25 protein-coding genes, 1 pseudogene and 1 riboswitch are annotated in these 25,323 nt (G+C 59.5%); of the genes and pseudogenes, 17 read left to right on the top strand and 9 right to left on the bottom strand.

What is annotated here, in order from left to right; all coding sequences use genetic code 11:
* Positions 1-28 precede the first annotated feature (28 nt).
* The gene (locus UN63_RS12815) at positions 29-952 is read right to left on the bottom strand and encodes an o-succinylbenzoic acid (OSB) synthetase (RefSeq protein WP_104487140.1); all 924 of its coding nucleotides are present in this window, start codon (positions 950-952) and stop codon (positions 29-31) included.
* A gap of 379 nt (positions 953-1,331) precedes the next feature.
* Positions 1,332-1,439: riboswitch (TPP riboswitch) on the top strand.
* A 79-nt stretch (positions 1,440-1,518) separates the two neighbouring features.
* On the opposite strand from UN63_RS12815, the gene thiC reads away from it, so the two are divergent.
* From thiC to UN63_RS12760, 11 genes are all read left to right on the top strand, one after another.
* Positions 1,519-3,477, top strand: coding sequence for a phosphomethylpyrimidine synthase ThiC (gene thiC, locus UN63_RS12810; protein ID WP_104487139.1), 1,959 nt, complete (start codon positions 1,519-1,521; stop codon positions 3,475-3,477).
* A gap of 5 nt (positions 3,478-3,482) precedes the next feature.
* Positions 3,483-4,991, top strand: a complete 1,509-nt coding sequence (gene thiE / locus UN63_RS12805; RefSeq protein WP_104487138.1) for a thiamine phosphate synthase — start codon at positions 3,483-3,485, stop codon at positions 4,989-4,991.
* 1 nt (position 4,992) lies between these two features.
* Positions 4,993-5,745, top strand: coding sequence for a HesA/MoeB/ThiF family protein (locus UN63_RS12800; protein WP_104487137.1), 753 nt, complete (start codon positions 4,993-4,995; stop codon positions 5,743-5,745).
* A gap of 5 nt (positions 5,746-5,750) precedes the next feature.
* The gene (gene thiS, locus UN63_RS12795) at positions 5,751-5,951 is read left to right on the top strand and encodes a sulfur carrier protein ThiS (protein ID WP_104487136.1); all 201 of its coding nucleotides are present in this window, start codon (positions 5,751-5,753) and stop codon (positions 5,949-5,951) included.
* A gap of 1 nt (position 5,952) precedes the next feature.
* The gene (locus tag UN63_RS12790) at positions 5,953-6,723 is read left to right on the top strand and encodes a thiazole synthase (protein WP_104487135.1); all 771 of its coding nucleotides are present in this window, start codon (positions 5,953-5,955) and stop codon (positions 6,721-6,723) included.
* Positions 6,720-7,841 carry a 2-iminoacetate synthase ThiH gene (gene thiH, locus UN63_RS12785; RefSeq protein ID WP_104487134.1) on the top strand — a complete coding sequence of 374 codons (1,122 nt, stop codon included), beginning with the start codon at positions 6,720-6,722 and terminating at the stop codon, positions 7,839-7,841. The genes UN63_RS12790 and thiH overlap by 4 nt, the downstream gene beginning before the upstream one ends.
* A 437-nt stretch (positions 7,842-8,278) precedes the next feature.
* Positions 8,279-8,680: an NINE protein gene (locus UN63_RS12780; protein ID WP_104487133.1), complete on the top strand. Its 402-nt coding sequence runs from the start codon at positions 8,279-8,281 to the stop codon at positions 8,678-8,680.
* A 121-nt stretch (positions 8,681-8,801) separates the two neighbouring features.
* Entirely contained in the window at positions 8,802-9,248 is a 447-nt protein-coding gene (locus UN63_RS12775; RefSeq protein WP_104487132.1) for a hypothetical protein, read from the top strand.
* Between the two features lie 38 nt (positions 9,249-9,286).
* Complete coding sequence (gene thiM, locus UN63_RS12770; protein WP_104487131.1) at positions 9,287-10,090, top strand: hydroxyethylthiazole kinase; 804 nt, start codon at positions 9,287-9,289, stop codon at positions 10,088-10,090.
* Positions 10,087-10,701, top strand: coding sequence for a thiamine phosphate synthase (gene thiE / locus UN63_RS12765; protein ID WP_104487130.1), 615 nt, complete (start codon positions 10,087-10,089; stop codon positions 10,699-10,701). The genes thiM and thiE (UN63_RS12765) overlap by 4 nt, the downstream gene beginning before the upstream one ends.
* Positions 10,702-10,865: 164 nt before the next feature.
* The gene (locus UN63_RS12760) at positions 10,866-12,251 is read left to right on the top strand and encodes an NAD(P)-binding domain-containing protein (protein ID WP_104487129.1); all 1,386 of its coding nucleotides are present in this window, start codon (positions 10,866-10,868) and stop codon (positions 12,249-12,251) included.
* A 178-nt stretch (positions 12,252-12,429) separates the two neighbouring features.
* Here UN63_RS12760 and UN63_RS12755 read toward each other — a convergent pair.
* Positions 12,430-12,642: pseudogene (locus UN63_RS12755) on the bottom strand (biotin-dependent carboxyltransferase family protein); the annotation flags it as partial.
* Between the two features lie 368 nt (positions 12,643-13,010).
* On the opposite strand from UN63_RS12755, the gene UN63_RS12750 reads away from it, so the two are divergent.
* Positions 13,011-14,543, top strand: a complete 1,533-nt coding sequence (locus tag UN63_RS12750) for a TerC family protein (RefSeq protein WP_104487128.1) — start codon at positions 13,011-13,013, stop codon at positions 14,541-14,543.
* An 84-nt stretch (positions 14,544-14,627) separates the two neighbouring features.
* On the opposite strand, the gene zntB is transcribed toward UN63_RS12750, so the two are convergent.
* Positions 14,628-15,593, bottom strand: a complete 966-nt coding sequence (gene zntB / locus UN63_RS12745; RefSeq protein WP_104487127.1) for a zinc transporter ZntB — start codon at positions 15,591-15,593, stop codon at positions 14,628-14,630.
* Positions 15,594-15,720: 127 nt separating this feature from the next.
* Between zntB and UN63_RS12740 the strand changes: the two genes are divergently transcribed.
* Together UN63_RS12740 and UN63_RS12735 are read left to right on the top strand one after the other, a co-directional pair.
* Positions 15,721-17,520 carry an ABCB family ABC transporter ATP-binding protein/permease gene (locus UN63_RS12740; protein ID WP_104487126.1) on the top strand — a complete coding sequence of 600 codons (1,800 nt, stop codon included), beginning with the start codon at positions 15,721-15,723 and terminating at the stop codon, positions 17,518-17,520.
* Positions 17,517-17,801 carry a DUF1294 domain-containing protein gene (locus tag UN63_RS12735; protein WP_104487125.1) on the top strand — a complete coding sequence of 95 codons (285 nt, stop codon included), beginning with the start codon at positions 17,517-17,519 and terminating at the stop codon, positions 17,799-17,801. The genes UN63_RS12740 and UN63_RS12735 overlap by 4 nt, the downstream gene beginning before the upstream one ends.
* Positions 17,802-17,840: 39 nt before the next feature.
* Here UN63_RS12735 and UN63_RS12730 read toward each other — a convergent pair whose 3' ends face one another.
* The 4 genes from UN63_RS12730 to UN63_RS12715 all read right to left on the bottom strand — a co-directional run bounded on the left by UN63_RS12730 (position 17,841) and on the right by UN63_RS12715 (position 20,968).
* On the bottom strand, positions 17,841-18,785 hold the full coding sequence (locus UN63_RS12730; RefSeq protein ID WP_104487124.1) for a 5-oxoprolinase subunit C family protein: 945 nt from the start codon (positions 18,783-18,785) through the stop codon (positions 17,841-17,843).
* On the bottom strand, positions 18,782-19,510 hold the full coding sequence (gene pxpB / locus UN63_RS12725) for a 5-oxoprolinase subunit PxpB (protein ID WP_104487123.1): 729 nt from the start codon (positions 19,508-19,510) through the stop codon (positions 18,782-18,784). The genes UN63_RS12730 and pxpB overlap by 4 nt, the downstream gene beginning before the upstream one ends.
* On the bottom strand, positions 19,507-20,253 hold the full coding sequence (locus UN63_RS12720; RefSeq protein ID WP_104487122.1) for a 5-oxoprolinase subunit PxpA: 747 nt from the start codon (positions 20,251-20,253) through the stop codon (positions 19,507-19,509). The genes pxpB and UN63_RS12720 overlap by 4 nt, the downstream gene beginning before the upstream one ends.
* 85 nt (positions 20,254-20,338) lie before the next feature.
* The gene (locus UN63_RS12715) at positions 20,339-20,968 is read right to left on the bottom strand and encodes an urea carboxylase-associated family protein (protein WP_229793583.1); all 630 of its coding nucleotides are present in this window, start codon (positions 20,966-20,968) and stop codon (positions 20,339-20,341) included.
* 28 nt (positions 20,969-20,996) lie between these two features.
* Between UN63_RS12715 and UN63_RS12710 the strand changes: the two genes are divergently transcribed.
* From UN63_RS12710 to UN63_RS12700, 3 genes are all read left to right on the top strand, one after another.
* Complete coding sequence (locus tag UN63_RS12710) at positions 20,997-21,659, top strand: DUF3047 domain-containing protein (RefSeq protein WP_219821169.1); 663 nt, start codon at positions 20,997-20,999, stop codon at positions 21,657-21,659.
* Positions 21,660-21,705: 46 nt separating this feature from the next.
* Positions 21,706-22,137 (top strand): DUF3465 domain-containing protein, encoded by a 432-nt coding sequence (locus tag UN63_RS12705; RefSeq protein WP_104487121.1) that lies wholly within the window; start codon positions 21,706-21,708, stop codon positions 22,135-22,137.
* 70 nt (positions 22,138-22,207) lie between these two features.
* Positions 22,208-22,798 (top strand): DUF1415 domain-containing protein, encoded by a 591-nt coding sequence (locus UN63_RS12700; protein ID WP_104487120.1) that lies wholly within the window; start codon positions 22,208-22,210, stop codon positions 22,796-22,798.
* Between the two features lie 67 nt (positions 22,799-22,865).
* Here UN63_RS12700 and UN63_RS12695 read toward each other — a convergent pair whose 3' ends face one another.
* A complete protein-coding gene (locus UN63_RS12695) occupies positions 22,866-24,083 on the bottom strand; it encodes a choline transporter (protein WP_104487119.1) in 1,218 nt (405 codons plus the stop codon).
* A gap of 201 nt (positions 24,084-24,284) precedes the next feature.
* Positions 24,285-25,323 (bottom strand): GMC oxidoreductase (locus UN63_RS12690; protein ID WP_181068246.1); only part of this gene is annotated, 1,039 nt, incomplete at its 5' end.

The raw sequence follows: 25,323 nt of genomic DNA, 5'->3' as shown, positions 1-25,323 counted from the left end.
CCCCACCGATGCCAAGGAAACCTTAGCGCTAGCCGTAGCGTTGGATAAGGCTGAGTCTGGCCATCTTGGGCCGGTCCTTCTCGTCCACGCCCGAGTCCAGCAGGTAGCGCAATCGGTCCAGCGCCGCCGGCTTTCCCGGATTCCATTGCTGCGACAGCCAGGCCAGCTGATGATGGCCCAGGCCGCTTTCCAGGCTGTCGGCGATCATTAACTCCAGCCCCCGGTGACGAGCCTGTTCGACGAGCTGCCGACACAGCGCCAGCCCGCCCAATTGGCTGGGCCGCAGCACCAGGGCCTTGAGTTCGTCGAATACGGAATAGTCGGTGCTGCCATAACGGGCCAGGTCGAAGGCCACCGGCCAGCCGTGTTGCTCGGCCAGTTGCTGCTCCGCATGCATATCGGCGGCCGGGTTCAGCAGCCAGTCGACTCGTTCGCCGTCGATGCGCTGCCACAGGCCGGTCAGTTGTTCCGACGACAATCGGCCGCCTGCGTCCAGCACCAGTCGCAACGAAGGGGCCAGCAGGGTGAGCTCGCGCACCAGGCCTGCGTCAAACTGCACATCGCCGGTCAGGCTCAGCCAGGCCCGTGTCGGATGCACCCGGCGGCAGCGCCAGGCGCGAATGATGGGCTCGCGGGCACCTTCGAGCAGCGGTAACGAGGGGGCCGCTTCGTCGTCGATACCGCCAATGCCGGCGAGGGCACAGTCCAGCCCGAACTGCACCGAGGGTAGCCGAGCGCCGTGCGCCTGATCCAGGCTCAGCCGCCGGCAGGCGGCCAGCAAATCCTGCTCCGCCTCGGCCAGGGTTTCAACCGAGCTGCCGGGCAGGGGGGCTATTTCGCCCCAATGACCGTTAATATCCACATAAAAGCCCCGGCGCCGACTCAGGGTGGTGCCGTTAATCGCAAGCGCCATGGTCAGGGGAAGTTCATAGACATAAACCGCAATCTGCATGTGAGGTTCCGTCAAACTCGTCAGAAGTATCTTTGGATAAAAGTAACATGAGGTCTGGCTCTTGCCCATCATCTCAACTGCCTGCTTTGCCTCTTTCCTGGCATCCGAGTTGGCTGTTGGCGCTACCAACAGGCGACATCGGAGTTACAAGGAGGAAAAAGGGATCTGCTCCGCCGACCCTTCGCGCCAAGGAGGGCGCGGCGGAGCCTCCATGGATGGATTTACGGCGTGTCGGCGGAGCGGGCCCTTTGTCCGACGTATTGCCAGTAAAAAACGCCAATGAGTCCAATGCTTAAATGTTTCATCTTGGTTAATTTTTTATAGCCCACATGTCGAGTAATGGCTTTGCTTTTGTGAGCGGGGTCTGTTTATACTGGCCGCTATCTTGTCGGAGTGCTCTATATGGGCTGAGACCACGAAAGAAAGTGGGATCCGTTGAACCTGATCAGGCTAATACCTGCGTAAGGGAAGCAAGTGAGAACTTGGCGCCACACCTCTTCTGCCGAGTTCTTCCTCAACACTCCTGACAAGCAATTCACCCAACATGGATTTAAAGTGAGATTGCTATGTCAAACAGTACAGTGTCAAAAAAAGTAAACCGTCGTGAAGTTCGCAGCCAGGCCCAGGAATTTATCGATAATCTGAAAGGCGAACATTTTCCCAATTCCCGCCGTATTCACATCGAAGGCTCGCGTCCGGATCTGAAAGTGGGCATGCGCGAAATCCATCTGGCCGACAGCTTCAAGGGCGGCACCGAAGAAAACCCCATTCTCGAGCCCAATGCGCCGATCCCTATCTACGACACCGCCGGCCCCTACGGCGACCCCGAGGCCGAATTGGATGTTCGCAAGGGTCTACCCCAGCTGCGTCGCCAGTGGATTCTGGAGCGTAACGACACGGAGGAGCTGGACGGCGTTACCTCCGAATTTACCCAGCAGCGCATGGCCGACGACGGCCTGGATCACCTGCGTTTCGAACAGATGCCCAAGCCGCGCAAGGCCAAAATTGGCGCCTGTGTTACCCAGATGCACTATGCCCGTAAAGGCATCATCACCCCCGAGATGGAATACATCGCCATCCGCGAGAACATGGGCCGTGAGCGCGTGCGCGATGAAATGTTGCTGCAGCAGCACCCGGGCCAGAACTTCGGCGCCAACCTGCCGGAAGCGATCACCCCCGAATTCGTGCGCAAGGAAGTTGCCGAAGGCCGCGCCATTATCCCGGCCAACATCAACCACGCCGAGTCCGAGCCGATGATCATCGGCCGTAACTTCCTGGTGAAGATCAACGCCAACATCGGTAACTCGGCGGTGACCTCATCCATCGAAGAAGAAGTCGAGAAGCTGGTGTGGGCCACCCGTTGGGGCGCCGACAACGTGATGGACCTGTCTACCGGTCGTTACATTCACGAAACTCGCGAATGGATACTGCGCAACAGCCCGGTACCCATAGGTACTGTGCCTATCTATCAGGCGCTGGAAAAAGTGAACGGCGTGGCCGAAGACCTGACCTGGGAAGTGTTTCGCGACACCCTGATCGAACAGGCCGAGCAGGGCGTGGATTACTTCACCATTCACGCCGGTGTGCTGCTGCGCTACGTGCCCATGACCGCCAAGCGCTTGACCGGCATCGTGTCTCGCGGTGGTTCCATCATGGCCAAGTGGTGCCTGTCGCATCACAAGGAAAGCTTTCTCTACGAGCACTTCCGCGAAATCTGCGAAATCTGTGCCGCCTATGATGTCTCCCTGTCGCTGGGTGACGGCATGCGTCCCGGCTCTATCGCCGACGCCAACGACGAAGCCCAGTTTGCCGAGCTTTATACCCTGGGCGAGCTGACCAAGGTGGCCTGGGAATACGACGTGCAGGTGATGATCGAAGGCCCCGGCCACGTGCCCATGCACATGATCAAGCGCAACATGGAGGAGCAGCTGGAGCATTGCCACGAGGCGCCCTTCTATACCCTGGGCCCGCTGACCACCGATATCGCCCCCGGCTATGACCATTTTACCTCCGGCATCGGCGCCGCCATGATAGGCTGGTTCGGTTGCGCCATGCTGTGCTACGTGACGCCCAAGGAACACCTGGGTCTGCCGAACAAGGAAGACGTCAAGCAGGGCCTGATCACCTACAAGATTGCCGCCCATGCCGCCGACCTGGCCAAGGGCCATCCGGGCGCACAAATTCGCGACAACGCCATGTCCAAGGCGCGTTTCGAGTTCCGTTGGGAAGACCAGTTCAACCTGGCGCTGGACCCGCAGACCGCCCGTGCCTATCACGACGAAGCCATGCCTCAGGAATCCGGCAAGGTGGCTCACTTCTGCTCCATGTGCGGACCCAAGTTCTGCTCCATGAAGATCACCCAGGAAGTGCGCGACTACGCCGCCGCTCAGGAAACCATAGCGGTGCAGCTGGTAGACATGGACGGTAATCACGAAACCGTGGTCGCCGGCATGGCGCGGATGTCGCAAGAATTCAAGAACCGCGGCGGTGAGCTGTATCACCAGGCCGACAAACTGGAGCAATAATCTACATGACAAGACCCATCGTCTGGACCATAGCCGGCTCCGATTCGGGCGGCGGTGCTGGTATTCAGGCCGATTTGCACACCATTCAGGGACTGGGCGGCCACGGCTGCTCGGTTATCTCTGCCATTACCGCCCAGAACTCGGTGGCGGTATCCATGGTAGAGCCGGTACTGATGCAGGCCTTTACCAGTCAGCTGGTGTCACTGGCCACCGACATGCAGGCCAGAGCCATCAAGATTGGCCTGCTGCCCGGCGGCCTGCGGGCAGAGGTGCTGGCGCGTTATCTGCGTGAATACCGCCGTCAGTGGCAGCCCTTCGTGGTGCTGGACCCGGTGGCCATTGCCAGCACCGGCCAGGCCATGGCCGAAGCCAACCTATTGCCGGCGCTGAAGCAGCATTTGCTGCCCGAGGTGGACCTGATCACCCCCAACGCACTGGAACTGCAAGCTCTGTCGGGCATCGCGCCCGACTCGCCTGCCAATGTGCGGGCCGGTGCCGCCGCCCTGCTGAAAATGGGCGCGCGCGCCGTGCTGGTGAAGGGCGGCCATCTGGCCTGGGCCGGTGAGCAGGCCATCGACTATTACACCGACGGGCAGCGCGAAATCTGGCTGGCAAGCCCCATGCTGCAAACCCGCCACGGTCACGGCACCGGTTGTACCCTGTCGTCCGCCATCGCGACCGCGGTGGCGATGGACTACCCGATTGAAGACGCCTTGGTGTTGGCCAAGGCCTACGTCAATCAGGGCCTGAAAGGTGCCGAGGCCATCGGTGCCGGTGCCGGCCCCGTGGCCCATTTGGGCTGGCCAACGGATCTCGACGACTTTCCCGCCGTGGTAATGCCGGGCTCGGCCCTGGCCGAGCAGCTGGGCATTACCGGCCCCAGCATCCGGGGCGAATTCGCTCCCATGGATACTTTCAAACTGGGGCTCTATCCGGTGGTGACCACGGTCGCCTGGCTGGAGCGCCTGCTGGAGCAGGGGGTACGTACCCTGCAGCTGCGCATCAAGGACAAGGCCGACGCCGAGGTGGAAGAAGACATCAAGGCCGCAGTCGAGCTGGGCCAACGCTTCAACGCCCGGCTGTTCATCAATGACTACTGGCGGCTGGCCATCAAGCACGGCGCCTATGGCGTGCACCTGGGCCAGGAAGACATCGAAGTGGCGGATCTGGAGGCCATTCGTGCCGCCGGTCTCAAGCTGGGGCTGTCTACCCACGGTTATTACGAGATGCTGCGCGCCCGGGAACTCAAGCCCTCCTATCTGGCACTGGGTCATATCTTCCCCACTAAAACCAAGGACATGCAGTCTCGTCCCCAGGGGTTGGAGCGGCTGCACCGCTATGTGGCGCTGATGGAGGCGGAATTTCCGCTGGTGGCCATCGGTGGCATCAGTCGGGACCGGGTACCGCTGGTGGCCGAGACCAATGTCGGCAGCATCGCCTTGGTCACCGCCATTACCGAAGCGGCCGATCCGGATGCGGCCATCCGCGATCTGCTGGAAATGGTGGAGGGATAAGATGCTCAGCGACAGCGAATTCATGCGTTACAGCCGGCACTTGTTGCTGGAAGAGGTTGGCGAAGAGGGACAGCTAAAGCTGAAAAACGCCTCGGTGCTGGTGGTGGGTCTGGGTGGCCTGGGCTCGCCCGCCGTGCAGTATCTGGCGGCGGCCGGGGTAGGGACCCTCTGGCTGGCCGACTTCGATCAAATCGAGGTCAGCAACCTGCAGCGCCAGACCCTGTACGACACGAACTGCCTGCAGCACAGCAAGGCGGAAACGGCGCGCGAGAAACTGTTGACGCTGAATCCCGAGATTGAAGTGATTGCCATCAACCAGAAGCTGGACGAACAGAGTCTGGGCGACTTTGTAGCCGAGGTGGATCTGGTGCTGGATTGCACCGATAACATCTCGATCCGCCAGGACATCAACGCCGCCTGCTACGCCTGGGGAAAGCCGCTGCTGGTGGGCGCCGCCATCCGTTTCGAAGGCCAGTTGCTGGCGCTGGATCCGGCCCGTGACCATGGTTGTTATCGCTGTCTTTATGGCCCCGACATCGGCGAGCGCCTCAACTGCAGCAACTCCGGGGTAATCGGCCCCGTGGTCGGCACCATCGGCATGCTGCAGGCGCTGGAAGCCATCAAGTTTTTTACCGGTACCGGCACCCTGCCCTGGGGTGAGCTCAAGCTGTTCGACGCCAAGGCTCATCGCTGGCACGGCCTCAAGGTGCCGAAAGATCCGGCCTGCCCTGTGTGTGGACCCAAGGGGAAATAAAAAGAATGCACATAATACTAAACGACGAAGCACTGGATATGGCCGAGGGCACTACCCTCGGCCAGTTACTGGTTACGCTTGAGCAAGACAAGCCCGGCGTGGCGGTGGCCCTTAACCAGCAGGTAGTAGCCCGCAGCCAGTGGGGCGAGCAACAGTTGACCCCCAACGACAACATTACCCTGTTCCACGCCATAGCCGGAGGCTGAAATGAGTCTGATCATCGCCGATAAAACCTTTAGTTCCCGCCTGTTCACCGGCACCGGCAAGTTTGCCAGTGGCCGGCAGATGAAGGACGCCTTCGTCGCCAGCGGCACCGATCTGGTGACCATGGCGCTGAAGCGGCTGGATCTGAAAAACCACAGCGACGATATTCTGCCGCCGCTGCTGGAACTGGGCGTGAACCTTCTGCCCAACACCTCGGGTGCCAGAAACGCCGAAGAAGCACTGTTCGCCGCCCGGCTGGCGCGCGAAGCCCTGGGCACCAACTGGCTCAAGCTGGAAATTCACCCGGACCCCAAGTATCTGCTGCCCGACCCCATCGAGACCCTCAAGGCCGCCGAGCTGCTGGTGAAAGACGGCTTTATCGTGCTGCCCTACTGCGGTGCCGATCCTGTGCTGTGCAAGCGGCTGGAAGAAGCGGGCTGTGCGGCCGTGATGCCGCTGGGCGCCCCCATCGGCTCCAACAAGGGCCTGGTCACTCATGACTTCCTCGAGATCATCATAGAGCAGGCTAATGTGCCTGTGGTGGTGGACGCGGGCATAGGTGCCCCCAGCCACGCCGCCTACGCCATGGAACTGGGCGCCGATGCGGTGCTGGTCAACACCGCCATCGCCGTGGCCGGTGACCCGGTGGCCATGGCCGAGGCCTTCAAGCTGGCGGTGATTTCCGGCCGCATGGCCTATGAAGCCGGTCTGGTCGGCCAGAGTCAGCAGGCTCAGGCGTCCAGCCCGCTTACTGCCTTCCTGGAGACCTTATGAGTTTCTTCGACGTCTGGTCATCCATGGACTGGGATGACGTCAAGATGAGCATCTATGGCAAGCAGGCGCGAGACGTGGAGCGCGCCCTGGCCAAGCCGAAGCGGGATCTGCAGGACTTTATGGCGTTGATCTCTCCCGCCGCCGAGCCCTATCTGGAGCAGATGGCTCAACAGTCTTATCAGTTGACCCGCAAGCGCTTCGGCAACACTGTCGGTTTTTACATTCCGCTGTATCTGTCCAACCTGTGCGCCAACGACTGCACCTATTGCGGTTTTTCGATGAGCAACCGGATCAAGCGCAAGACCCTGAGTGCCGAGGAAATCGAGCAGGAATGTCTGGCCATCAAGGCTATGGGTTTCGATACCGTGCTGCTGGTGACCGGCGAGCACGAAGGCAAGGTGGGGCAGGACTACTTCAAGCAGATGCTGCCCATCATCAAGCGTCATTTCAGTTACGTGATGATGGAAGTGCAGCCGCTGTCGGAAGAAGAATACGCCGAGCTGCGCGAATACGGGCTCGACAGCGTCATGGTGTATCAGGAAACCTATCAGCACCTGACTTACGACGAGCACCATATTCGCGGCAAGAAGAAGGATTTTCGCTGGCGGCTGGAAACCCCGGATCGGCTGGGCAAGGCGGGCATCGACAAGATTGGCCTGGGCGCCCTGTTCGGACTGGAAGACTGGCGTGCCGACAGTTTCTATGTGGCGGCGCACCTGCGCTATCTGCAAAAGAATTACTGGCAGACCCGTTATTCGGTGTCGTTCCCGCGTCTGCGCCCCTGCGAAGGCGGCCTGGTGCCCAAGTCGGTGATGACCGATCGCCAGTTGGTGCAGTTGATTTGTGCCTATCGCATGTTCGACGGCGAGCTGGAGCTGAGCCTGTCGACCCGCGAGGCCCAGGAGTTCCGCGACAAGGTGATACCGCTCGGCATCACCAGCATCAGCGCCGGCTCCAAGACCCAGCCCGGCGGCTATGTGGCCGACGACAAGGAAGAGCTGGAACAGTTCGAAATCGACGACGATCGCAGCCCGGCCGAGGTAGCGAAAGCCATTACCGCCACCGGCCTGCAACCGGTATGGAAAGACTGGGACAACAGCTACTCTGCCAGCCGTTAATCCGCTGAATCGCTGCACCAAAGGTTTGAAAATGCCAAAGGCCCGTGAATACGGGCCTTTTGTTATGTTGGGCAACGGTGTGGTGGAACGTCGGACAAAGGGCCCGCTCCGACGACACGCCATATGACATGACACTCGTACTATCAGCCTGCTACGAATATTCACTGGATATTCGGTCAGGCTGAAACCGCTCGTCACGGTGAGACAAGCTCACCCCATGGGGGCTCTCTGTTTCATCCCTGAAACAGAAGGTCGGTGGAGCAGATCCCTTTGTCCTCCTGCCAGCATCGGACTTTCGCCCGGGAGAGGCGGGGCGGGGTGTTGCTTTGTCCGGGACGACGAGCCGGGTCGCCTGCCGCCGTCTGGGCATGGCGATCACGGATGGCAACGGCTAAGATAGTGGGTTTGGTGATCATGGCTCTGGGGGCTAGGCGACAGTGAACAACACACACAGCAAGGTGATCGGTTACATCCTGTGGATTTTCGGATTCATGGGCGCACACCGGTTTTATTACGGTCGGCCCATCAGCGGCACTATCTACTTCTTTACCCTGGGCCTGTTCTTCATCGGCTGGATAGTGGACTTGTTCCTCATTCCGTCCATGGACCGGGATGCCGACCTGCGTTACGCCACCGGCCCCAAAGACTACAGCCTGACCTGGATTCTGATGACCTTTCTCGGCATCTTCGGCATTCACCGTCTGTACATGGGCAAGTGGATCACTGCGATCATCTGGTTCTTTACCGGCGGCTTATTCCTGATAGGGTTTCTCTACGACTTCTGCACGTTGAACTCTCAAATCGACGAAGTTAACCGAAAATCACGCCGCTTCGGCTGATATTTGTTACTGTTGATTCGTTTGAAAAAAGGCCCGTTGTTACGGGCCTTTTGTTTGGTTAGTGAATAAAGGAGTCAGGTCTTATATTTTACATTCCTTAACAGACAAGGATTGTTCAACGATGTTAAGCAAGCTTAAGGAAAGGTTGTTCGGCAAGCCACCGATTGAAAGGCATCATGAATTCTTCGGCAGAATCGTGTTCATGGGCGGTGATAAAGCTGAGCCCAATGACTATTGGGAAAGTGAGCAGCCGGTGTCGGTGCTGATCAATGCGGGGTTGGCTGGCCCGGGGTCACCGCAGGTTGAATTCTACCGAGGGTGTATTGCCGACCTGGATGAACTGTTTCGGCAGTGCTGGCCAATCTTCGAGCCGGATTTCGAGCTATGGACCGGAAAGGCGTTCACCGGAAAGTGGCGGGACGATTTCGAACTGATGAGCATAGAGCTCCCGGTGGATGGTGATGTGAGTAACGATTGGTCCGTATGTTATTTTGTTGACGCGGCAAATCATTATTTCACGGCCAGCTTCAAGCGTGGCCTGCCCAGATACAACACTATCGACGGCTGAAACAGCCAACAAGGTGTCAAAGGCCTTCAAGGAACTATATGAACACACAAACAATCGTCACCGCCCTGAGCGCCGTTCGTGAGCAGAAGCCGCTGGTATTGAATATCACCAACTATGTGGTGATGAATAACACCGCCAATGGCCTGCTGGCGATGGGGGCATCGCCGATCATGGCGCACTCTCGCGCCGAGCTGGCGGAGATGATGGCCTTTTCCGGTGCCTTGGTGATCAACATCGGTACCCTGGACAGCGTCTGGATTGAGCGGATGATGTTTGCGGTGGAGCAGGCGAACCAGCATGGCAAGCCGGTGGTGCTGGATCCTGTGGGTTGCGGTGCCAGCTCTTTACGTACCGAAACATCCCGGCGCATCGCCGAAGCGGCGGAACAACTGATCATTCGTGGTAATGCTTCGGAAATCATCGCGCTCGCCGGAACAGGCGCAAATGCAGAAGCCAACAGCAAGGGCGTGGATGCGCTGGATGCCAGCGAGGCGGCGGTAGAGGCGGCCCGTTATCTGGTGCGGTACTATCGCTGCAGTGTGGTGATCTCCGGTAAAATAGACATTATCGTTACAGATAATAGCGAATTCCGGTTGCATAACGGCCACTCCATGATGCCCTTTGTCACCGGCATGGGCTGTACCCTGTCGGCGCTGACCGGCGCCTTCGCCGCCGTAGGCGAAACCACGGGTCTGGCGGCAGCGGCCGTGTTGGGGGTGGCCGGTGAAATCGCGGCGGAGCAGTCGCAAGGGCCGGGCAGCCTGCAGCTGAATCTGCTGGATGCCCTGTACCGCCTGGATGCAGAAACCCTGATGCAGCGGCTGAGAATGGAGCAACCATGAATCCTTATCGTTTATATCTGGTCACCGATGACCGGCAGCCTGTTGATACCCTTAAAACCGTGGTGGCCGAGGCAGTCAGGGGCGGCGTGACCATGGTGCAGGTGCGCGAAAAACACGGCGATGTGCGCGCCTTTATCGAACGGGCGCAAGCCATAAAGACGGTGCTGCAAGGCACCGGGGTGCCGCTGATCATCAACGACCGGGTCGATGTGGCGCTGGCGGTAGATGCAGACGGAGTGCATTTGGGTCAGTCGGACATGCCGGCGGCGTTGGCCCGCCAGCTTATCGGCCCGCACAAGTTGCTGGGCCTGTCGGTCGAAACCGAGCAGCAGTTGTTCGAGGCCGAATCGTTACCGGTGGATTACCTGGGGCTAAGCGCCATTTTTGCCACTCCCACCAAAACCAACCTCATCAAGGAGTGGGGTATCGACGGACTGGCCAGCGCCGTGGCACAGAGTTCGCTGCCGTTGGTGGCTATTGGCGGCATTAACGCCGCCAATTTGCAGGATATCGCGGCTACTGGTGTGCACGGGGTAGCGCTGGTGTCGGCCATCTGTCAGGCGCAATGCCCGCGCACGGCGGCACAGGATCTGGTGCGGCTGATGAGCTGAGCGGTCGTACAGAATAAAGTATTCATTCAGGTCTTTAACATAAGAACTTAGTGCTCAATTGTTTCGTGTTTTTGGTTATTTTTAGTGCGTTTTTTCGCATTTGCCTGTAAACAAACGACTAATTCCTTTAGAGTGGCAAGGTTATTGCACTAAAGGAGACAGTTTTGAGCAAGCAAAAAATAGCAATTTTAGGCGCAGGTCCTAGTGGTTTGGCGCAGTTAAGGGCTTTTGAGGCGGCTCGCCGGGCAGGGGTTCAAGACCTGCCGGAAATCGTCTGTTATGAAAAACAAAGTGATATCGGCGGCATGTGGAATTACACCTGGCGCACGGGTTTAGATAAAAATGGCGAGCCAGTTCATGGCAGCATGTATCGGTATTTGTGGTCCAATGGCCCCAAAGAATGTCTGGAGTTTGCCGACTACTCCTTCGACGAACACTTTGGTCGGGCCATTCCGTCCTATCCGCCGCTGTGTGCCTTGCTTAAAGACTACATCATGGGTCGAATAGACAAGCAGGCCATTTTTAAATACATCCGGTTCGAATGCCCGGTACGTTGGGTGACCTATGACGAAGGCACAGAGAAGTTCACCGTCACCGTGATGAATCACAAGACCGGCGAGCAGGAAACCAACGAGTTTGATCATGTGGTGGTGGCGACCGGTCATTTCTCCACCCCCAACATGCCGTATTTCGAGGGTGTAGAGCAGTTCCCGGGCCGGGTATTGCACGCCCACGACTTCCGGGATGCGCTGGAATTCAAGGATCAGAATGTGCTGCTGATCGGCGCCAGCTATTCGGCGGAAGACATCGGCTCCCAGTGCCACAAGTACGGCGCCAAGTCGGTCACCATCAGTTATCGCAGCAATCCCATCGGCTTCGACTGGCCGGAAGGCATGGCAGAAAGGCCGCTACTGGCGCATTTTGAAGGCAATATCGGCTACTTTACCGACGGTTCAAGTAAACAGTTTGACGCCATCATCATGTGTACCGGTTATCTGTTCCACTTTCCCTTCCTGCCCGATGAGCTGCGCTTGCAGACTAACAACTGCCTGTACCCGGATAACCTGTATAAAGGCGTGTTCTTCCAGAACAACCCCAAGCTGATCTATCTGGGCATGCAGGATCAGTACTTCACCTTCAACATGTTCGATGCCCAGGCCTGGTATGCGCGGGACGTGATGCTGGGCAAGATAGCGCTGCCCGGGGTCTTTGAGCGCCGGCAGGACATGCAGCAGTGGCTGAGCCGTCATGAAGCCCTGGCTAGCTGCAATGCGTCCATTGATTTTCAGGCCAGCTACATTCGCGATTTGAACGATGCCACCGACTACCCGGAATTTGCGGTAGAGAAACAAGCGGATCTGCTCAAAGAGTGGCTGCTGCACAAGCAGGAGAACATCATGGGCTTCCGGGAAAACGCTTATCGCTCTACCGTGACCGGCACCATGGCTTCCAAGCTGCCCGCCCGCTGGCTGGACATCAAGGACGACTCGCTGGAAAGCTTCATGTCCCTCGACTTTGTCGAGAACAAGACCTTCGACAAGGTTGATTGATATCTTTGTTTAGAGCGTCATTCTGACGAAAGTCAGAATCTTTCTGTAGAAAGATACCGGGTCAAGCCCGGTATGACAGGTATACAAAAAGCCCGCTTCAGTAAGGCGGGCTTTTTGTTGTTTCAAAACTGCGCCCGAAACGCTCTGTACTGCTGCTGGGCGTCCGTGGCGGTGGTGGTCAGCCATCGATGTTGCAGTGAAACATGGATCCTTTCAGCCGGATCCCCATGCGATCCGATCGAGGATCCAGCCGCCAGGGCTGGCTAAAGGCGTCGATCAGGCTTTGATCCTCAAAAAAGCGGAACTGGGCGCCTGGGATCATTGCGAGTCGGGGCTCTGCGCCGTAGTCGGGGAGGGTCTCGGCGGGCAGCTGGCGAGAGTGATGGGCATGGTCTCGGCTCCGTCCGTAATCGGTGCTTTTATCTTACCCTTACCGTGCCCGGTCCGCTCGGGGATCCGTCTGCCAGTCCATGCGGTCGTCGGCTTCGCTGCGAAATAGTCTTGCCAGCCCCGTTTTTGCCATTATGATATGCGTTCATTTTAACCAAGAGGTCCGGTCAATCGCCGGTGTACCATATGGATTGCTCGCGAAGTTGCTTGCAACAGAGTTCTGAATTTTCACTTCCTCCCTGTTTTTTGCCGTCCCCGACGTTCGCCATCCCATCCGGATTTGTCTGCTGCCCCGGCTATACTGATTTCGCCGGCATGGCCTGTGCTATTCGCTGATCTGCGCATCGACATTTTCTTAAGAGGTAAATCATGGAATTCCTGATGGATCCGTCTATGTGGGCGGGCTTGCTGACACTTATTATTCTGGAAATAGTGCTGGGTATCGACAACCTGGTCTTTATTGCCATTCTGGTTAAAAAATTGCCGCCGCATCAGCGCGACAAGGCTCGAATTATCGGTCTGTCGCTGGCGTTGTTTATGCGTCTGGCACTGCTGAGTGTGGTGTCCTGGCTGGTCACCCTGACCACGCCGCTGATCACCCTGGGTGAACTGAGTTTCTCGGGTCGGGATCTGATCCTGATTTCCGGTGGTCTCTTCCTGCTGTACAAGGCCACCACAGAGCTGCACGAGCGGCTGGAAGGCAAGATGGGAGAGGAAGAAACCACCACCGCCTATGCCGGATTCGGTGTGGTGATTGCCCAGATCCTGGTGCTGGATGCGGTGTTCTCGCTCGACTCCATTATTACCGCCGTGGGTATGGTGGACAGCCTGCCGGTGATGATGACCGCCGTGGTGCTGGCGATGATAGTGATGGTGGTGGCCTCCAAGTCACTGACCGATTTCGTGAACGCTCACCCGACCGTAGTGGTGCTGTGTTTGAGCTTCCTGCTGATGATCGGTTTCAGCCTGGTGGCGGAAGGCTTCGGCTTCCATATCCCCAAGGGCTACCTGTATGCGGCCATCGGTTTCTCGGTGCTGATCGAATTCTTTAACCAGATGGGCCAGCGCAATGTCGCCAAGGAAGAAGCCCGTCAGCCCCTGCGTGAGCGTACCACCGCCGCTATTTTTCGCCTGATGGGCGGCAAAGACCAGGATCAGGAAGAGCCGGAACAGACCCCGGAACAAAGCCGGGAGCAGGGCTTTGCGGAAGAAGAGCGCAACATGATCAGCGGCGTGCTGTCGCTGGCCGAGCGCTCCATCCGTACTGTGATGACGCCACGGTCCGATATTGCCTGGCTGGATGTGTCCGATAGTCGCGAAGAGGTGTTAGCCGAGCTGATGGCTTCTTCTCACAGCCAGTTTCCGGTGTGCGACGGCGAGCTGGATAACCTGCTGGGCGTGGTGCGCGCCAAGGATCTGATGGCCGGCCTGAAAGAGGGCAAGACCCTGGCCGAACTGGCACAAGGCAACGACTCCATCATAGTGCCGGACAGCATCAGTGTGATCCGTCTGCTCAACGTACTGCGCGATGCGCGCGGTAACGTGGTGCTGGTCAACGACGAGTTCGGTACCGTGCAGGGTCTGGTGACACCGCACGATGTGCTGGAAGCTATCGTCGGCGAGTTTCTGGACCAGGACGAAGATCCCGAAGTACTGTTCGAAGAGCACGGCTGGCTGGTGAAGGGCAGCACCGATCTGCATTACCTGGAGCAGGTGTTGTCGCGCCGTGGGCTGGTGGATCCGGATGACGAATACGCCACCCTGGCCGGCATGCTGCTGGCCTGGAGCGGTCAGTTGCCGGAGTCCGGTGCCGTGTTCGAACATGAAGATCTGCGCTTCGAGGTGATTGAAGTGGCCGACTTCCGCATCGCTCAGGTGCGTATCACACCGATGGCCGCCTGAGCCACGGCGCTAATGTGATAACTGGCCGGAGGGGTAAAACCCTCCGGTTTTTTTATGGCTGGCGTTCGGGGTTGGCTGGCGCCGTTACCACCAGCGGCGCAGCCGGAGCCAGAGGCCGAGCCCCACCGCCAGCCCGGTGAGTATCAGGCAGAAGGCCCAGAAGGCGAGCGGGTTGTCGGCACCGGGCATGCCACCCAGGTTGATGCCGAACAGACCGGTAAGAAAGCTGGCGGGCAAAAACAGCAGCGCCATCACCGACATCTGATAAGCCCGGCGGTTGGTGGCTTCGGTCATCATATTGTTGATTTCGTCCGCCAGCACGGCGGTACGGGCCACGCCCGCGTCCAGATCGTCCAGCCAGCGACGCAGCCGGTCGGCGATGTCCAGTAATCTGCGGCGGTCGTCGTCGTCCAGCCAGCCGATTTTCTCGCTGGCCAGCCGGGCCACCAGATCCCGCTGGGGAGAAAGATAACGGCGGATCATGATCAGCTGTTTGCGGATGCGGCCCAGCTGGCCGGTGGCGGGCATTTCGTTTTCCAGCACCGCTTCTTCCAGCTCCAGTATCTGATCGTGCAGCGCCTCCACGAACTCGCCGGCCCTGTCGGTAAGGGCATCGCAGATTTCCACCAGCCAGTCGCCCGGATTGACGGGGCCGCCCTGTCCCGCCAGCTGTTCGTAAACGTCCTGTTCCGACAACAGCGGGCGGCGCCGACTGCTGAGAATAAGTTGGGGGCTGATGAAGATGCGCAGCGCCACCATTTCTTCCGGCCGGTCGTTCTTGTTGTGGTTGATGCCCCGCAGGATCAGCAGCAGGTTGTCGCCATGGCGCACCAGCTTGGGCCGGCTGCTCTGGCCGAGCAATGCCTCGCGGGCGCTGTCGTTCAGCAGTGTGGTGTTTAGCAGCCACTGCTCCGTATCCGGCTGGCCGTAATCCAGATGCACCCAGGCCGGCGCAGCAGCCGGTAGTGGCGAACCTGCCGGCAGCGGTTGCATGCCGCCCTCGCCATCCAGCTGCAGGCTGTAGATGCTGTTCTCTGGCACCCGTTCCATGGTTTGTCTCCCGATAATGGCTCTGGGCTCAGCTTACACCAAAGCGGTTTCAACTGAAGCATGCGGGCACACTCCGCCGGACGGAGTATCATGAAGTTATCTCTGTTCCCTTGTATCAGGCTGACTCATGCGACGCGGTTCTTATCATCCCGAGGTGGAAGACGCCTCCTTCAACTGGCAGACGCTGCGAACCCTGCTGCCGTATCTGCTCGAATATCGTGGCCGTGTGTTTCTGGCCCTGTGCTGCCTGGTGGCGGCCAAGGTGGCAAGCGTGGGCCTGCCCTTTATTCTCAAGTACATCGTCGATGCCATGGACACCGGTGAGAACAAGGTACTGGCGTTGCCGTTGGGGCTGCTGCTGGCCTATGGCTCGGTGCGTTTTGCCAACGTGCTGTTCGGCGAAATTCGCGACACCCTGTTTGGCCGGGTGACCGAGCGGGCCATGCGGCGCATCGGGCTGGCGGTATTCAACCACCTGCACCGGCTGGAGCTGGACTTTCACCTCAATCGCAGCACCGGCGGCCTGTCGCGAGACATAGAGCGGGGCGTGTCGGGGGTCAGTTTTCTGCTGCGCTTCATGGTGTTCAACATAGTGCCGACCCTGTTCGAAATCGCCCTGGTGGTGGGGGTCTTGCTGGTCAACTATTCGGTGTGGTTTGCGCTCACCACCCTAGTGGCGGTGGTGCTGTATGTGGCCTGGTCTGTGGTGGCCACCGACTGGCGCACCGGCTATGTGCGGGCCGCCAACCAGGCCGACTCCCAGAGCAATTCCCGGGCGGTGGACAGTCTGCTCAACTTCGAGACGGTGAAATATTTCACCAACGAAGGCTTTGAAGCCACGCGCTACGATCGGGATCTGGCCCAATGGGAGCAGGCGCGACGCAAGAACCGGCTGACGCTGTTTGCGCTCAACGGCGGCCAGGCGCTGATCATCGCCCTGGCGATGACGGTGATGATGGTGCTGGCCGGGCGCAATGTGGTGGCCGGCACCATGACCCTGGGTGACTTCGTGCTGATCAACGCCTTCATGATGCAGCTGTTCATGCCGCTCAACTTTCTCGGTTTCGTGTATCGGGAAATGAAGGGCTCCATGGCCAATGTGGAGCGCATGTTCGACCTGTTGCGCCGGGCGCCGGCCATCAAGGATGCCCCTGATGCCCCTGCGCTTGCCATCAGCCGGGGCGAGATCGAGTTTCGCGAGGTCAGCTTCGGTTATGGCCCGGACAGGCCCATTCTGGAGCGGGTCAGTTTTAGTGTGCGGCCCCGGCAAAAGGTGGCGGTGGTGGGGGCCAGCGGTTCGGGTAAGTCGACCTTGGTCAAGCTGTTGTTTCGTTTTTACGAGGTGGGTGAGGGCGCCGTGCTGATTGACGGCCAAGATATTCGTTCCGTTACTCAGGACTCGTTGCGCCGGGCCATCGGCATAGTGCCGCAAGACACTGTGCTGTTTAACGCCTCCATCTACGACAACATTCGCTACGGCCGCATCGACGCCAGCGAAGAAGAGGTGCAGGAGGCCATTAGGCTGGCGCATCTGGATGACTTTATCGCCCGGCTGCCGGACGGGCACAATACCCTGGTGGGCGAGCGCGGCCTCAAGCTCAGCGGCGGCGAAAAGCAGCGGGTGGCCATTGCCCGCACCATTCTCAAACGGCCGCCGATACTGGTGTTCGACGAGGCGACATCGTCCCTCGACAGCCGTTCGGAGCAAAGCATACTGCAGGCCATTCGCGAGGTATCCCGCGGCCAGACCAGCCTGGTGATCGCCCACCGGCTGTCGACCATAGTGGATGCGGACCATATTCTGGTGATGGATCAGGGTCGTATTGTCGAGCAGGGCAGCCATCAGGAGCTGCTGGCTGCCCAAGGCTGCTATGCCAAGCTATGGCAGTTGCAGCAGCAACAGCGGGAGCAGGAGCAAAAAACATGATTCGGATCTATCTCGGGCTGGCGCTGTGGTATCTGGTGCTCAGCCTGATCACCTTTGGTGTGTACTGGTGGGACAAGCGGGCCGCCATTCATGGCCAGTGGCGGGTGCGCGAACGCACCCTGCATCTGCTTGCTCTGTTGGGGGGCTGGCCGGGTGCCTGGCTGGGCCGGCACCTGCTTCGGCACAAATCGCGCAAGCCGTCGTTCCGGCTGCTTTTCTGGCTGACGGTAATGGCCAACCTTTTACTGCCGGTGGGCCTGTGGTGGGGGCGCTGGGGCTAGCCAGCTGCATCTGTACTGGCTGAAGACCCCGGCCGATCTTTAAAACCCGGCCCTGAACCGGCGATACTGGTTCTGGGCCGCCTCTATCGCGGTGGCCTTGAGCCACACCTGATGCCCCGGAGCACACTGGGCCAGACGAGCGCAGGCCAGAGGCGTGAGCGTGCCCAGGCGCGGATAGCCGCCGATGGTTTGCCGGTCGTTTAGCAGGGCGATGGGCTGGCCGTCGGGGGGCACCTGTACCGCGCCCAGGGCGATACCTTCCGAGATCATCGAATTCATGGTGCAGCGCAGGGCCGGGCCCAGCAGCCGCACCCCCATGCGATCGGCCCGGGTATCCACCGCCCAGGGTGAGTTGAAGGCCCGGAACAGGCTGTCGCCGGTAAAGGCGGCGACCTGGGCTCCGGGGATTAGTGCCAGGCTGGCGGGTGAGCGGTAATCCAGCCGTTCGGCTTCCGGCACGGTCCGTTGGATTAGCCCGTCGGTATGGGTCGCAAAGCCCAGCCGGTCATCGGCGGTCAGCTTGTGGCCGTTACCCAGATGGCCACCCAGCTGGTCACGGGTGACGCAGGCCACGCTGCCCAGTATCGGCTCGGCGATAAAGCCATCTTTCACCGCCAGGTAGGCACGTACGCCGGTCACCGGCATGGCAAAGCTTAAGGTCTGACCCTTGCGCAGGCGGAATGCTTGCCAGCAGCCGAGCGGCTCTCCGTCCAGAGTAGCTCCCAGATCGGCGCCACACAGTGCCAGGCTACAGTCCTGTTCGGCCTTCAGTTCCAGGCCGCCGAGGGTGATTTCCAACGCCGGCGTGCCCCAGGGGTTGCCCAGCAGCCAGTTGGCCCAGGCCCAGGCATGGAGATCGGCGGGGCCGCCCTGGGTAATGCCCAGTCGGCGCACGCCGAAACGACCGGCATCCTGCAGCGTGGTCAGCGGACCGGGATTGACCACCTTCAGGTAACCGTTATTGGTATTGGATAACTGGGTCATGACAGCATTTCCGTAGGCGTGGTATCGCCACCGAGGCGAATAAATTCTTCTTTATCAACCGGCACAAAGCGCACCGTATCGCCCACCTGGAGCAGGCTGAGTTCCTGACTGGTCGGATCAAACAGCCGGGCCGGGGTGCGGCCGATCAGGTTCCAGCCACCGGGTGAGATCTGCGGGTAGGCGGAGGTCTGTCGCCCGGCGAGCGCCACGCTGCCCGCCGGCACCCGTTTGCGCGGTGTGCTCAGCCGGGGCAGTTCCAGCTCCGCCGGCAGCGAGCCCATAAAAGCAAAGCCGGGGGCAAACCCCAGGGCAAACACCCGGTACTGGTGTTCGCTGTGCAGCTGAATGATGCGCGCCAGATCGAATCCGGTTTTCTGTTGCAGCAGCGCCAGCTCGGGCCCCACGCTGGGGTGATACCAGACCGGCAGTTCCTTGATGCTGGCATCGGAACCCCTGTCTTTGGCGGTGAGCCCGGCCAGCAGCGACTGCAGTAAATCTCTTGCCTGCTGCGAGTCCAGTTTGAGCGAGTCATAGTGCACCAGCACTGTGGTGTAGGAGGGCACTATATCCACCAGATTATCGCCTAACGCCTGCTCACAGGCCTCGACCAGGGCGGTGATCCAGAGCATGTTGGCTTCGTCTATGGCGTCGAACAGTCGGATCAGCCAGGCATCGATACCGGCATTCTCCAGCCGTGGCAGCCCACTATCTGGGTGGTATTTCATACAGCCGTATCCAGCGCCTGACGAATGGCGCGGATGGCGGCAATCGACTCGGGATTGTCCCCATGCACGCACAGGGTATCGGCATGCAGCTGCAGCTCGCTGCCATCGATGGCGGTCAGCGGCTGGCCCAGAGCGATGCGCCTGGCCTGCTCGACGATAAGTTGAGGATCATGATGCACGGCGCCCGGCAAGCGGCGGGACACCAAAAAACCTCTGGCATCATAGGCTCTGTCGGCAAAGGCCTCGAACCACAGGCTGATACCGGCCTGTTTTGCCAGCTGTCGGACCGGGGCCGGATCGGCGGTGGCCATTACCATCAACGGCAGCTGCGGGTCGAAGGCGGCCACCCCACGCATCACCGCCAGCAGCTTGTCGTTGTCCTGCATCATGTCGTTATAGAGGGCGCCATGGGGTTTGACGTAGGCGACTTGAGTGCCTTCGGCCCGACAGATGGCGGCGAGGGCCCCGATCTGGTAGAGCACCAGGTTTTCTATTTCCTGGGCCGAGCAGGCCAGGGAGCGGCGCCCGAAACCGACCAGATCCGGGTAGGCCGGATGGGCGCCGACTCTTACACCATACTGACAGGCCAGACGGACCGTGCTGCGCATGATATCGGGATCCGAGGCATGGAAAGCACAGGCCACATTGGCCAGATCCACATGCGGCATGACCTCCTTGTCCAGTCCCATGACCCAGGGGCCAAAGCTTTCACCCATATCGGCATTGAGCAGTAGTGTGGGCATGGTTGCTCCTTTCAAAGTGGTTGTCGGCCTCATTATACTCCTGCGGGTAACGACAGGTTCGCCTGCCGTTACCCGCATGGTGTATTCAGCAGCAGTTTTTCTTGAGGGTGGCCCAGTCAACGGCTTGCAGGCGCATGCCGTGATTACCCTTGTAGGGAGCTGGCTGGGGGGAAGACCAGCCTTCCAGCAGAGCCGGTTCTACCGCATAGATTTCAACACCCAGCGGGTTGCAGGTTTCCAGTGGGGCACGGGCTTCCGGTCCCCACAGGTCGATGGACAGGTCACCCCCCGGACAACAGGACATGGCACACAGCAGGTCGATTTCCGCGAAGAACTCCAGGTAATCGCCTTTCTTCGCCGGACAAGCCTTCATGAAGTACTGGTCGTCTTCATTGAGTCCGGTGCACTGGAAGACGTTGAGCACATCGTGCACATCGAATTCGGTCAGGCCGTAGGGCGCCACAGCCCGGACCAGGTTGGAATGGCAATGGAAGTCGAAATCCTCACCGGTCAGCAGGTTGTTGACGTAAGGGTCGCAGCGGGTGTCGAGCAGATCATGTACCCGGCCACCGTCTTCATCCACACCGTAGTCGGCCAGGGTGTCATCGATGATGGTCACCATTGGCCGCAGGTAGGGCAGGGTGGACCACAGGCGGTCATAGGTGCTGACATGGGACAGTGAAGTTGAGGTGTCATAACTAAGCTTGGTGGGCAAGCAATGAGGAAAGTCAGGGAGCGCCGAAATGTATACATCGTTAATATTCAGCCTGTTGTTACTGGTCTTGTCTGCTATGGCATGGTTTGCTCCGGTGCTGTCTGCGCAGGCGCAGTCCCTGGAGTTTACGCCGGCCGACATGCTCGGCTGGGAGCAAAAAAGCTTTGCCGGCAATACCGATTACCAACTGGTGCTCGATCCGCAATTGCAGCAGCCGGTGGTGCGGGCGCAGAGTCGGGGGGCGGCGTCCGGCCTTTTCTACGAACAACGCATCGATCTGGATGCCACACCCTGGCTCAGCTGGCGTTGGCGGGTGGAGCGGTTTCCGGCGGTGACCGACGAACGTGTCAAGGCGGGCGACGATTTCGCGGTGCGGGTCTATGTGGTGGTGCGTGACGGTTGGACCCGGCTGAGTAGTAAGGCCATCAGTTACGTCTGGGCGCAGCAGGCTGGCGTGGGGCAGCGCTGGCCCAATCCCTTCGCCGGCGACAAGGCGATGATGCTGGCGCTGCGCAACCAAGAGGACGGCGGCGGCTGGGTAACGGAAAAACGCAATCTGAAGGCGGATCTGCGGCGGCTGTTCGGCAAGGAGTTTCGCTATATCGACGCCGTGGCCATCATGACCGACGCCGATAACGGCAAGGGCACCGCCATCGGTTATTATGCGGATCTGGTCTTTACCCGCGAATAACATTACCCCCAGTGACGAGATTGAAAGTGACGAGGTTGAAACCCCGATGAAAAAACTCCTTATTGCCCTGCTGATCGGCCTCGGCCTTGCCGGCGCCCTGACCCAGAATCCGCAGCTTTTTTCTTTTTTATCGACGGATCAGGCTGCCACCGATCCGTTGCAGCTGGCCTATCAGAACCGGCAGAGCGATGTGCAGGTAGAGGGCAGCGGCCGGGTGTCTCGTCTGCTGGCGGATGACAACAAGGGCTCCCGCCATCAGCGCTTTCTGCTGGCATTGCCGAGCGGTCAGACCCTGCTGATTGCCCATAACATCGACTTGGCACCGCGCATCGACGGCCTGAAAGTGGGCGATACGGTGGCGTTTTACGGCGAGTATGAATGGAATGATAAGGGCGGCGTGGTGCACTGGACTCATCACGACCCCCGAGGCCGTCACCCGGGCGGCTGGCTGAAGCATAATGGCCGGCTTTATCAGTAATATCCCCCGGTCCCGGATATGGCTTACCATGGTCGCGGGCGGGTGAGCCGAAACAGAAGAGAAACGAGTCATGTCAGAACAGTCAGAACACACGCAATCAGAACAAGCGCAGTACATAGAGCACACCGAAAACTGGGTGAAGCAGGTGATCATGAAATACAACCTCTGCCCCTTCGCCCGCCGTGAAGTGGAGCGTGCCAGCATTCGCTATGTGGCGCTCGAGGCGCACAAGCCGGCGGCGGTACTGCAGGCGCTGCTGGCCGAGTGTCGTCTGCTGGATGAGCAGCCGGAGGTGGAAACCACCCTGATGATCCTTCCCCGTGGCTTCGAAGGTTTCTACGCCTATCTGGATCTGGTCGACATGGCCAACGAGCTGCTGTTCGAACAGGGCTTCGAGGGCAAATACCAGTTGGCCACCTTTCACCCCGACTATTGTTTCGATGGCGAGCCTCAGGATGACGCCGCCAACTACACCAACCGTTCTCCCTATCCCACGCTGCATATCATTCGCGAAGCCAGCATGGAAAAGGCGTTGGCAGACTACGACGATCCCGAGTCCATTCCCGAGCGCAATATCCAGTTTGCCCGCCGCAAGGGCAGTGACTTCTTCGCCCGGCTGCTGTCACAGTGCGTCAAGCCCCGAGCTTCGGACTCTGAATGAAAAAACGGCACCCGAAGGTGCCGTTTTGTTGTGAGGATGAGGCGCTGGCTCATGAGCTGGAGCCGTATCAGCTGGCCCACTCGAGTTTGCTGTAATCGACACGGTTGGCTTTGGGAGAGCCCTCTATCGACAGCACGTCGGCGCGTTTGTACAGCAATATATAGCCGACGCAGGCGAAGAAGAGTCCGATCACCAGAGCACCGACCCACTGGATTTCCAGAAAATCGAGCTGGAACAGCAGGGTCAGACCGGACAGTGCCACCAGGTTACCGGCAAAATAGCGCGTCTTGCCCAGACGGGAGACCGACAGATTGAGGTTGTCGGTATAGAGCCGCACCAGTGAGTCCAGCGAGTTAATGACCATGGTGATACCTACTATGACCATGGCCCAGTTGAAGAAACCGGCGGTGCTCAGCTCGTTGAGATGGAAGTAATAGAGCACGCTGAACCAGATGGCGATGGCGAAGGACGGAAAGACCAGCATGGCCGCCAGCAGCTGCCAGGTACGCAGACCCCCCACGAAACGGGCGGTAAACTGACCGATCATGATGCTCCAGGAGAACCACCAGAACAGATAGAACTCGTGGTAGTCGTTGATGGGCAGCACAAAGCGGTGAATGTTACCGAAATAGTCGCCCAGCAGGGCGAAGGTGCCGGCGAACTCGCCAAGCGCATCCCCGGTGCCGAGGAAGGCACTGCCCCACATGGCGGCGATCAGGCCGATAAACAGCCAGCTGGTGCCCAGGCTCAGTATTTTCACGTAACGCAGGCTGGTGCTGGAATAGATAGAGGCGGCAATGACCAGCAGCACTATCAGGTAAAAACTGCCCACCACGGTTTCTCCGTCGCCGATGCCCGGCATGTACCAGGGCAGGTTGCTCAGCAGCAGGAAGGCGGTAAAGGCGCAGGTGCCTATGATGACCATGTTGTTGATAAGCTTGACCAGCGGCAACTCGAAGAAGCCGACTCTGGGCTCGATCACGCAGAAGTAGAAGCAGGTGAGAAAGTAGAATCCCCAGATCAAAAAGCCCCAGAAGCCAAATTCGATGGCCAGCGGGTTGCTGAAGCCGTATTCCGGGCTGGAGGCCAGATCTGCATAACCGGCGAACTCGGTGAGCGGGAACATGATGAGCCCCACATCCAGCCCCGAGGTAAAGAGAATGGCGATAAAGGTGAAGGTACGTACCGGGGTCACCCCGATGCAGCGGATATTGCCCCATTTGTAGAGGATGAGGGCGATGGCCGCGAAGGTAAGCAAGATCCCTGTCGACAAGAGTGCGGTCATTATTGGTCACCCCCGTTCATTTCCATATTAATCAAAAACACTGTTACTTCTCCTGTTGTTGGTAAACACAAGGAGCTTCCATTGGCGCAGGGTAAAGGCTGCGCGAGTCAGGTCTTAAGTATCGCCAGGTCGGTGGCGGCAGCCGCCACCGATTGCGATAGTTAAAAACTGAATGGACGCTCAGGATTGATTCGTAACCCCTCAGTTCAGGCTGCGAAGGGGAGAGCTTGCCCGCTGGCGTTGCTGCCATTGTTCATCCATGCCCACTTCTGCCACCGAGGGGGCCAGCGGCGTCTTGCCCCGGATCAGATCCGCGGCCCGCTCCGCCACCATGATGGTGGGCGAGTTCAGGTTGCCGTTGGGAATGGTGGGAAAAATGGACGAGTCCACCACCCGCAGGCCCTGTATGCCGTGCACCCGGGTGTCCGGCCCCACCACAGCCCGCTCGTCCGTGCCCATGGGGCAGGTGCAGGAGGGGTGATAGGCGCTTTCTACCGCCTGGCGCACGAAGGCATCGATTTCTTCATCGGTACGGATGTGCTCGCCGGGCTGAATTTCTTCCGCCCGGTAGGGGTCCATCGCCGGCTGGTTGATGATCTCCCGGGTCAGGCGCACACAGGCGCGAAAGCCTTCCCGGTCGTCTTCGTGCTCCAGATAGTTGAAGCGGATTTTCGGGGCAACGGTGGGGTCGGCGCTGGCCACCTTGACGGTGCCGCGGCTTTTCGGCTTGTTGTGACCAACATGCACCTGAAAACCGTGACCGGAAAAGGCCTCCTTGCCGTCGTAGCGCATCGCCGCCGGCAAAAAGTGGTACTGCAGATCCGGCCATTCCACCCCGGCCTTCGAGCGGATGAAGCCGCAGGACTCGAAGTGGTTGGTGGCGCCCAGGCCGTCTTTTTTCAGCAACCAGCGGCTGCCTATCTTGAACTTGCTCCACAGCCCCAGCTGGCCGTTGAGGGAGATGGGCTCCTTGCAGCGAAACTGGAAGTAGAACTCCAGATGATCCTGCAGGTTTTCACCCACCCCGGGCAGCTCGTGCTCAAGTTCGATACCGGCCGCCTGCAGTGTCTCTTTTGCGCCGATGCCCGACAGTTGCAGCAGGTGCGGTGAGCCGATGGAGCCGGCGCTGAGGATCACCTCCTTGTCGGCCCGCACTTCCTGTACTTGCCCCTGGCGCTCAAAGCGCACACCCACCGCCTGCTTGCCTTCCAGCAGCACCTTGTGCACCAGGGCATGGGTG

Source organism: Oceanisphaera arctica (assembly GCF_002936955.1).
Classification (GTDB): domain Bacteria; phylum Pseudomonadota; class Gammaproteobacteria; order Enterobacterales; family Aeromonadaceae; genus Oceanimonas; species Oceanimonas arctica.
Note: the sequence above shows the minus strand (reverse complement) of the source record. Positions and strands in the feature narration are given on the sequence as shown.

Bases quoted from the DNA above. Each gene is read 5' to 3' on its own strand.
- thiE (WP_104487138.1), top strand. From the start codon at position 3,483: ATGACAAGACCCATCGTCTGGACCATAGCCGGCTCCGATTCGGGCGGC.
- UN63_RS12750 (WP_104487128.1), top strand. From the start codon at position 13,011: ATGGAATTCCTGATGGATCCGTCTATGTGGGCGGGCTTGCTGACACTT.
- UN63_RS12705 (WP_104487121.1), top strand. From the start codon at position 21,706: ATGAAAAAACTCCTTATTGCCCTGCTGATCGGCCTCGGCCTTGCCGGC.
- thiE (WP_104487130.1), top strand. From the start codon at position 10,087: ATGAATCCTTATCGTTTATATCTGGTCACCGATGACCGGCAGCCTGTT.
- UN63_RS12700 (WP_104487120.1), top strand. From the start codon at position 22,208: ATGTCAGAACAGTCAGAACACACGCAATCAGAACAAGCGCAGTACATA.
- UN63_RS12740 (WP_104487126.1), top strand. From the start codon at position 15,721: ATGCGACGCGGTTCTTATCATCCCGAGGTGGAAGACGCCTCCTTCAAC.
- UN63_RS12730 (WP_104487124.1), bottom strand. From the start codon at position 18,785: ATGACCCAGTTATCCAATACCAATAACGGTTACCTGAAGGTGGTCAAT.
- thiM (WP_104487131.1), top strand. From the start codon at position 9,287: ATGAACACACAAACAATCGTCACCGCCCTGAGCGCCGTTCGTGAGCAG.
- UN63_RS12695 (WP_104487119.1), bottom strand. From the start codon at position 24,083: ATGACCGCACTCTTGTCGACAGGGATCTTGCTTACCTTCGCGGCCATC.
- thiC (WP_104487139.1), top strand. From the start codon at position 1,519: ATGTCAAACAGTACAGTGTCAAAAAAAGTAAACCGTCGTGAAGTTCGC.
- UN63_RS12800 (WP_104487137.1), top strand. From the start codon at position 4,993: ATGCTCAGCGACAGCGAATTCATGCGTTACAGCCGGCACTTGTTGCTG.
- thiS (WP_104487136.1), top strand. From the start codon at position 5,751: ATGCACATAATACTAAACGACGAAGCACTGGATATGGCCGAGGGCACT.
- UN63_RS12775 (WP_104487132.1), top strand. From the start codon at position 8,802: ATGTTAAGCAAGCTTAAGGAAAGGTTGTTCGGCAAGCCACCGATTGAA.
- UN63_RS12790 (WP_104487135.1), top strand. From the start codon at position 5,953: ATGAGTCTGATCATCGCCGATAAAACCTTTAGTTCCCGCCTGTTCACC.
- pxpB (WP_104487123.1), bottom strand. From the start codon at position 19,510: ATGAAATACCACCCAGATAGTGGGCTGCCACGGCTGGAGAATGCCGGT.
- UN63_RS12735 (WP_104487125.1), top strand. From the start codon at position 17,517: ATGATTCGGATCTATCTCGGGCTGGCGCTGTGGTATCTGGTGCTCAGC.
- zntB (WP_104487127.1), bottom strand. From the start codon at position 15,593: ATGGAACGGGTGCCAGAGAACAGCATCTACAGCCTGCAGCTGGATGGC.
- UN63_RS12710 (WP_219821169.1), top strand. From the start codon at position 20,997: ATGTATACATCGTTAATATTCAGCCTGTTGTTACTGGTCTTGTCTGCT.
- UN63_RS12720 (WP_104487122.1), bottom strand. From the start codon at position 20,253: ATGCCCACACTACTGCTCAATGCCGATATGGGTGAAAGCTTTGGCCCC.
- thiH (WP_104487134.1), top strand. From the start codon at position 6,720: ATGAGTTTCTTCGACGTCTGGTCATCCATGGACTGGGATGACGTCAAG.
- UN63_RS12815 (WP_104487140.1), bottom strand. From the start codon at position 952: ATGCAGATTGCGGTTTATGTCTATGAACTTCCCCTGACCATGGCGCTT.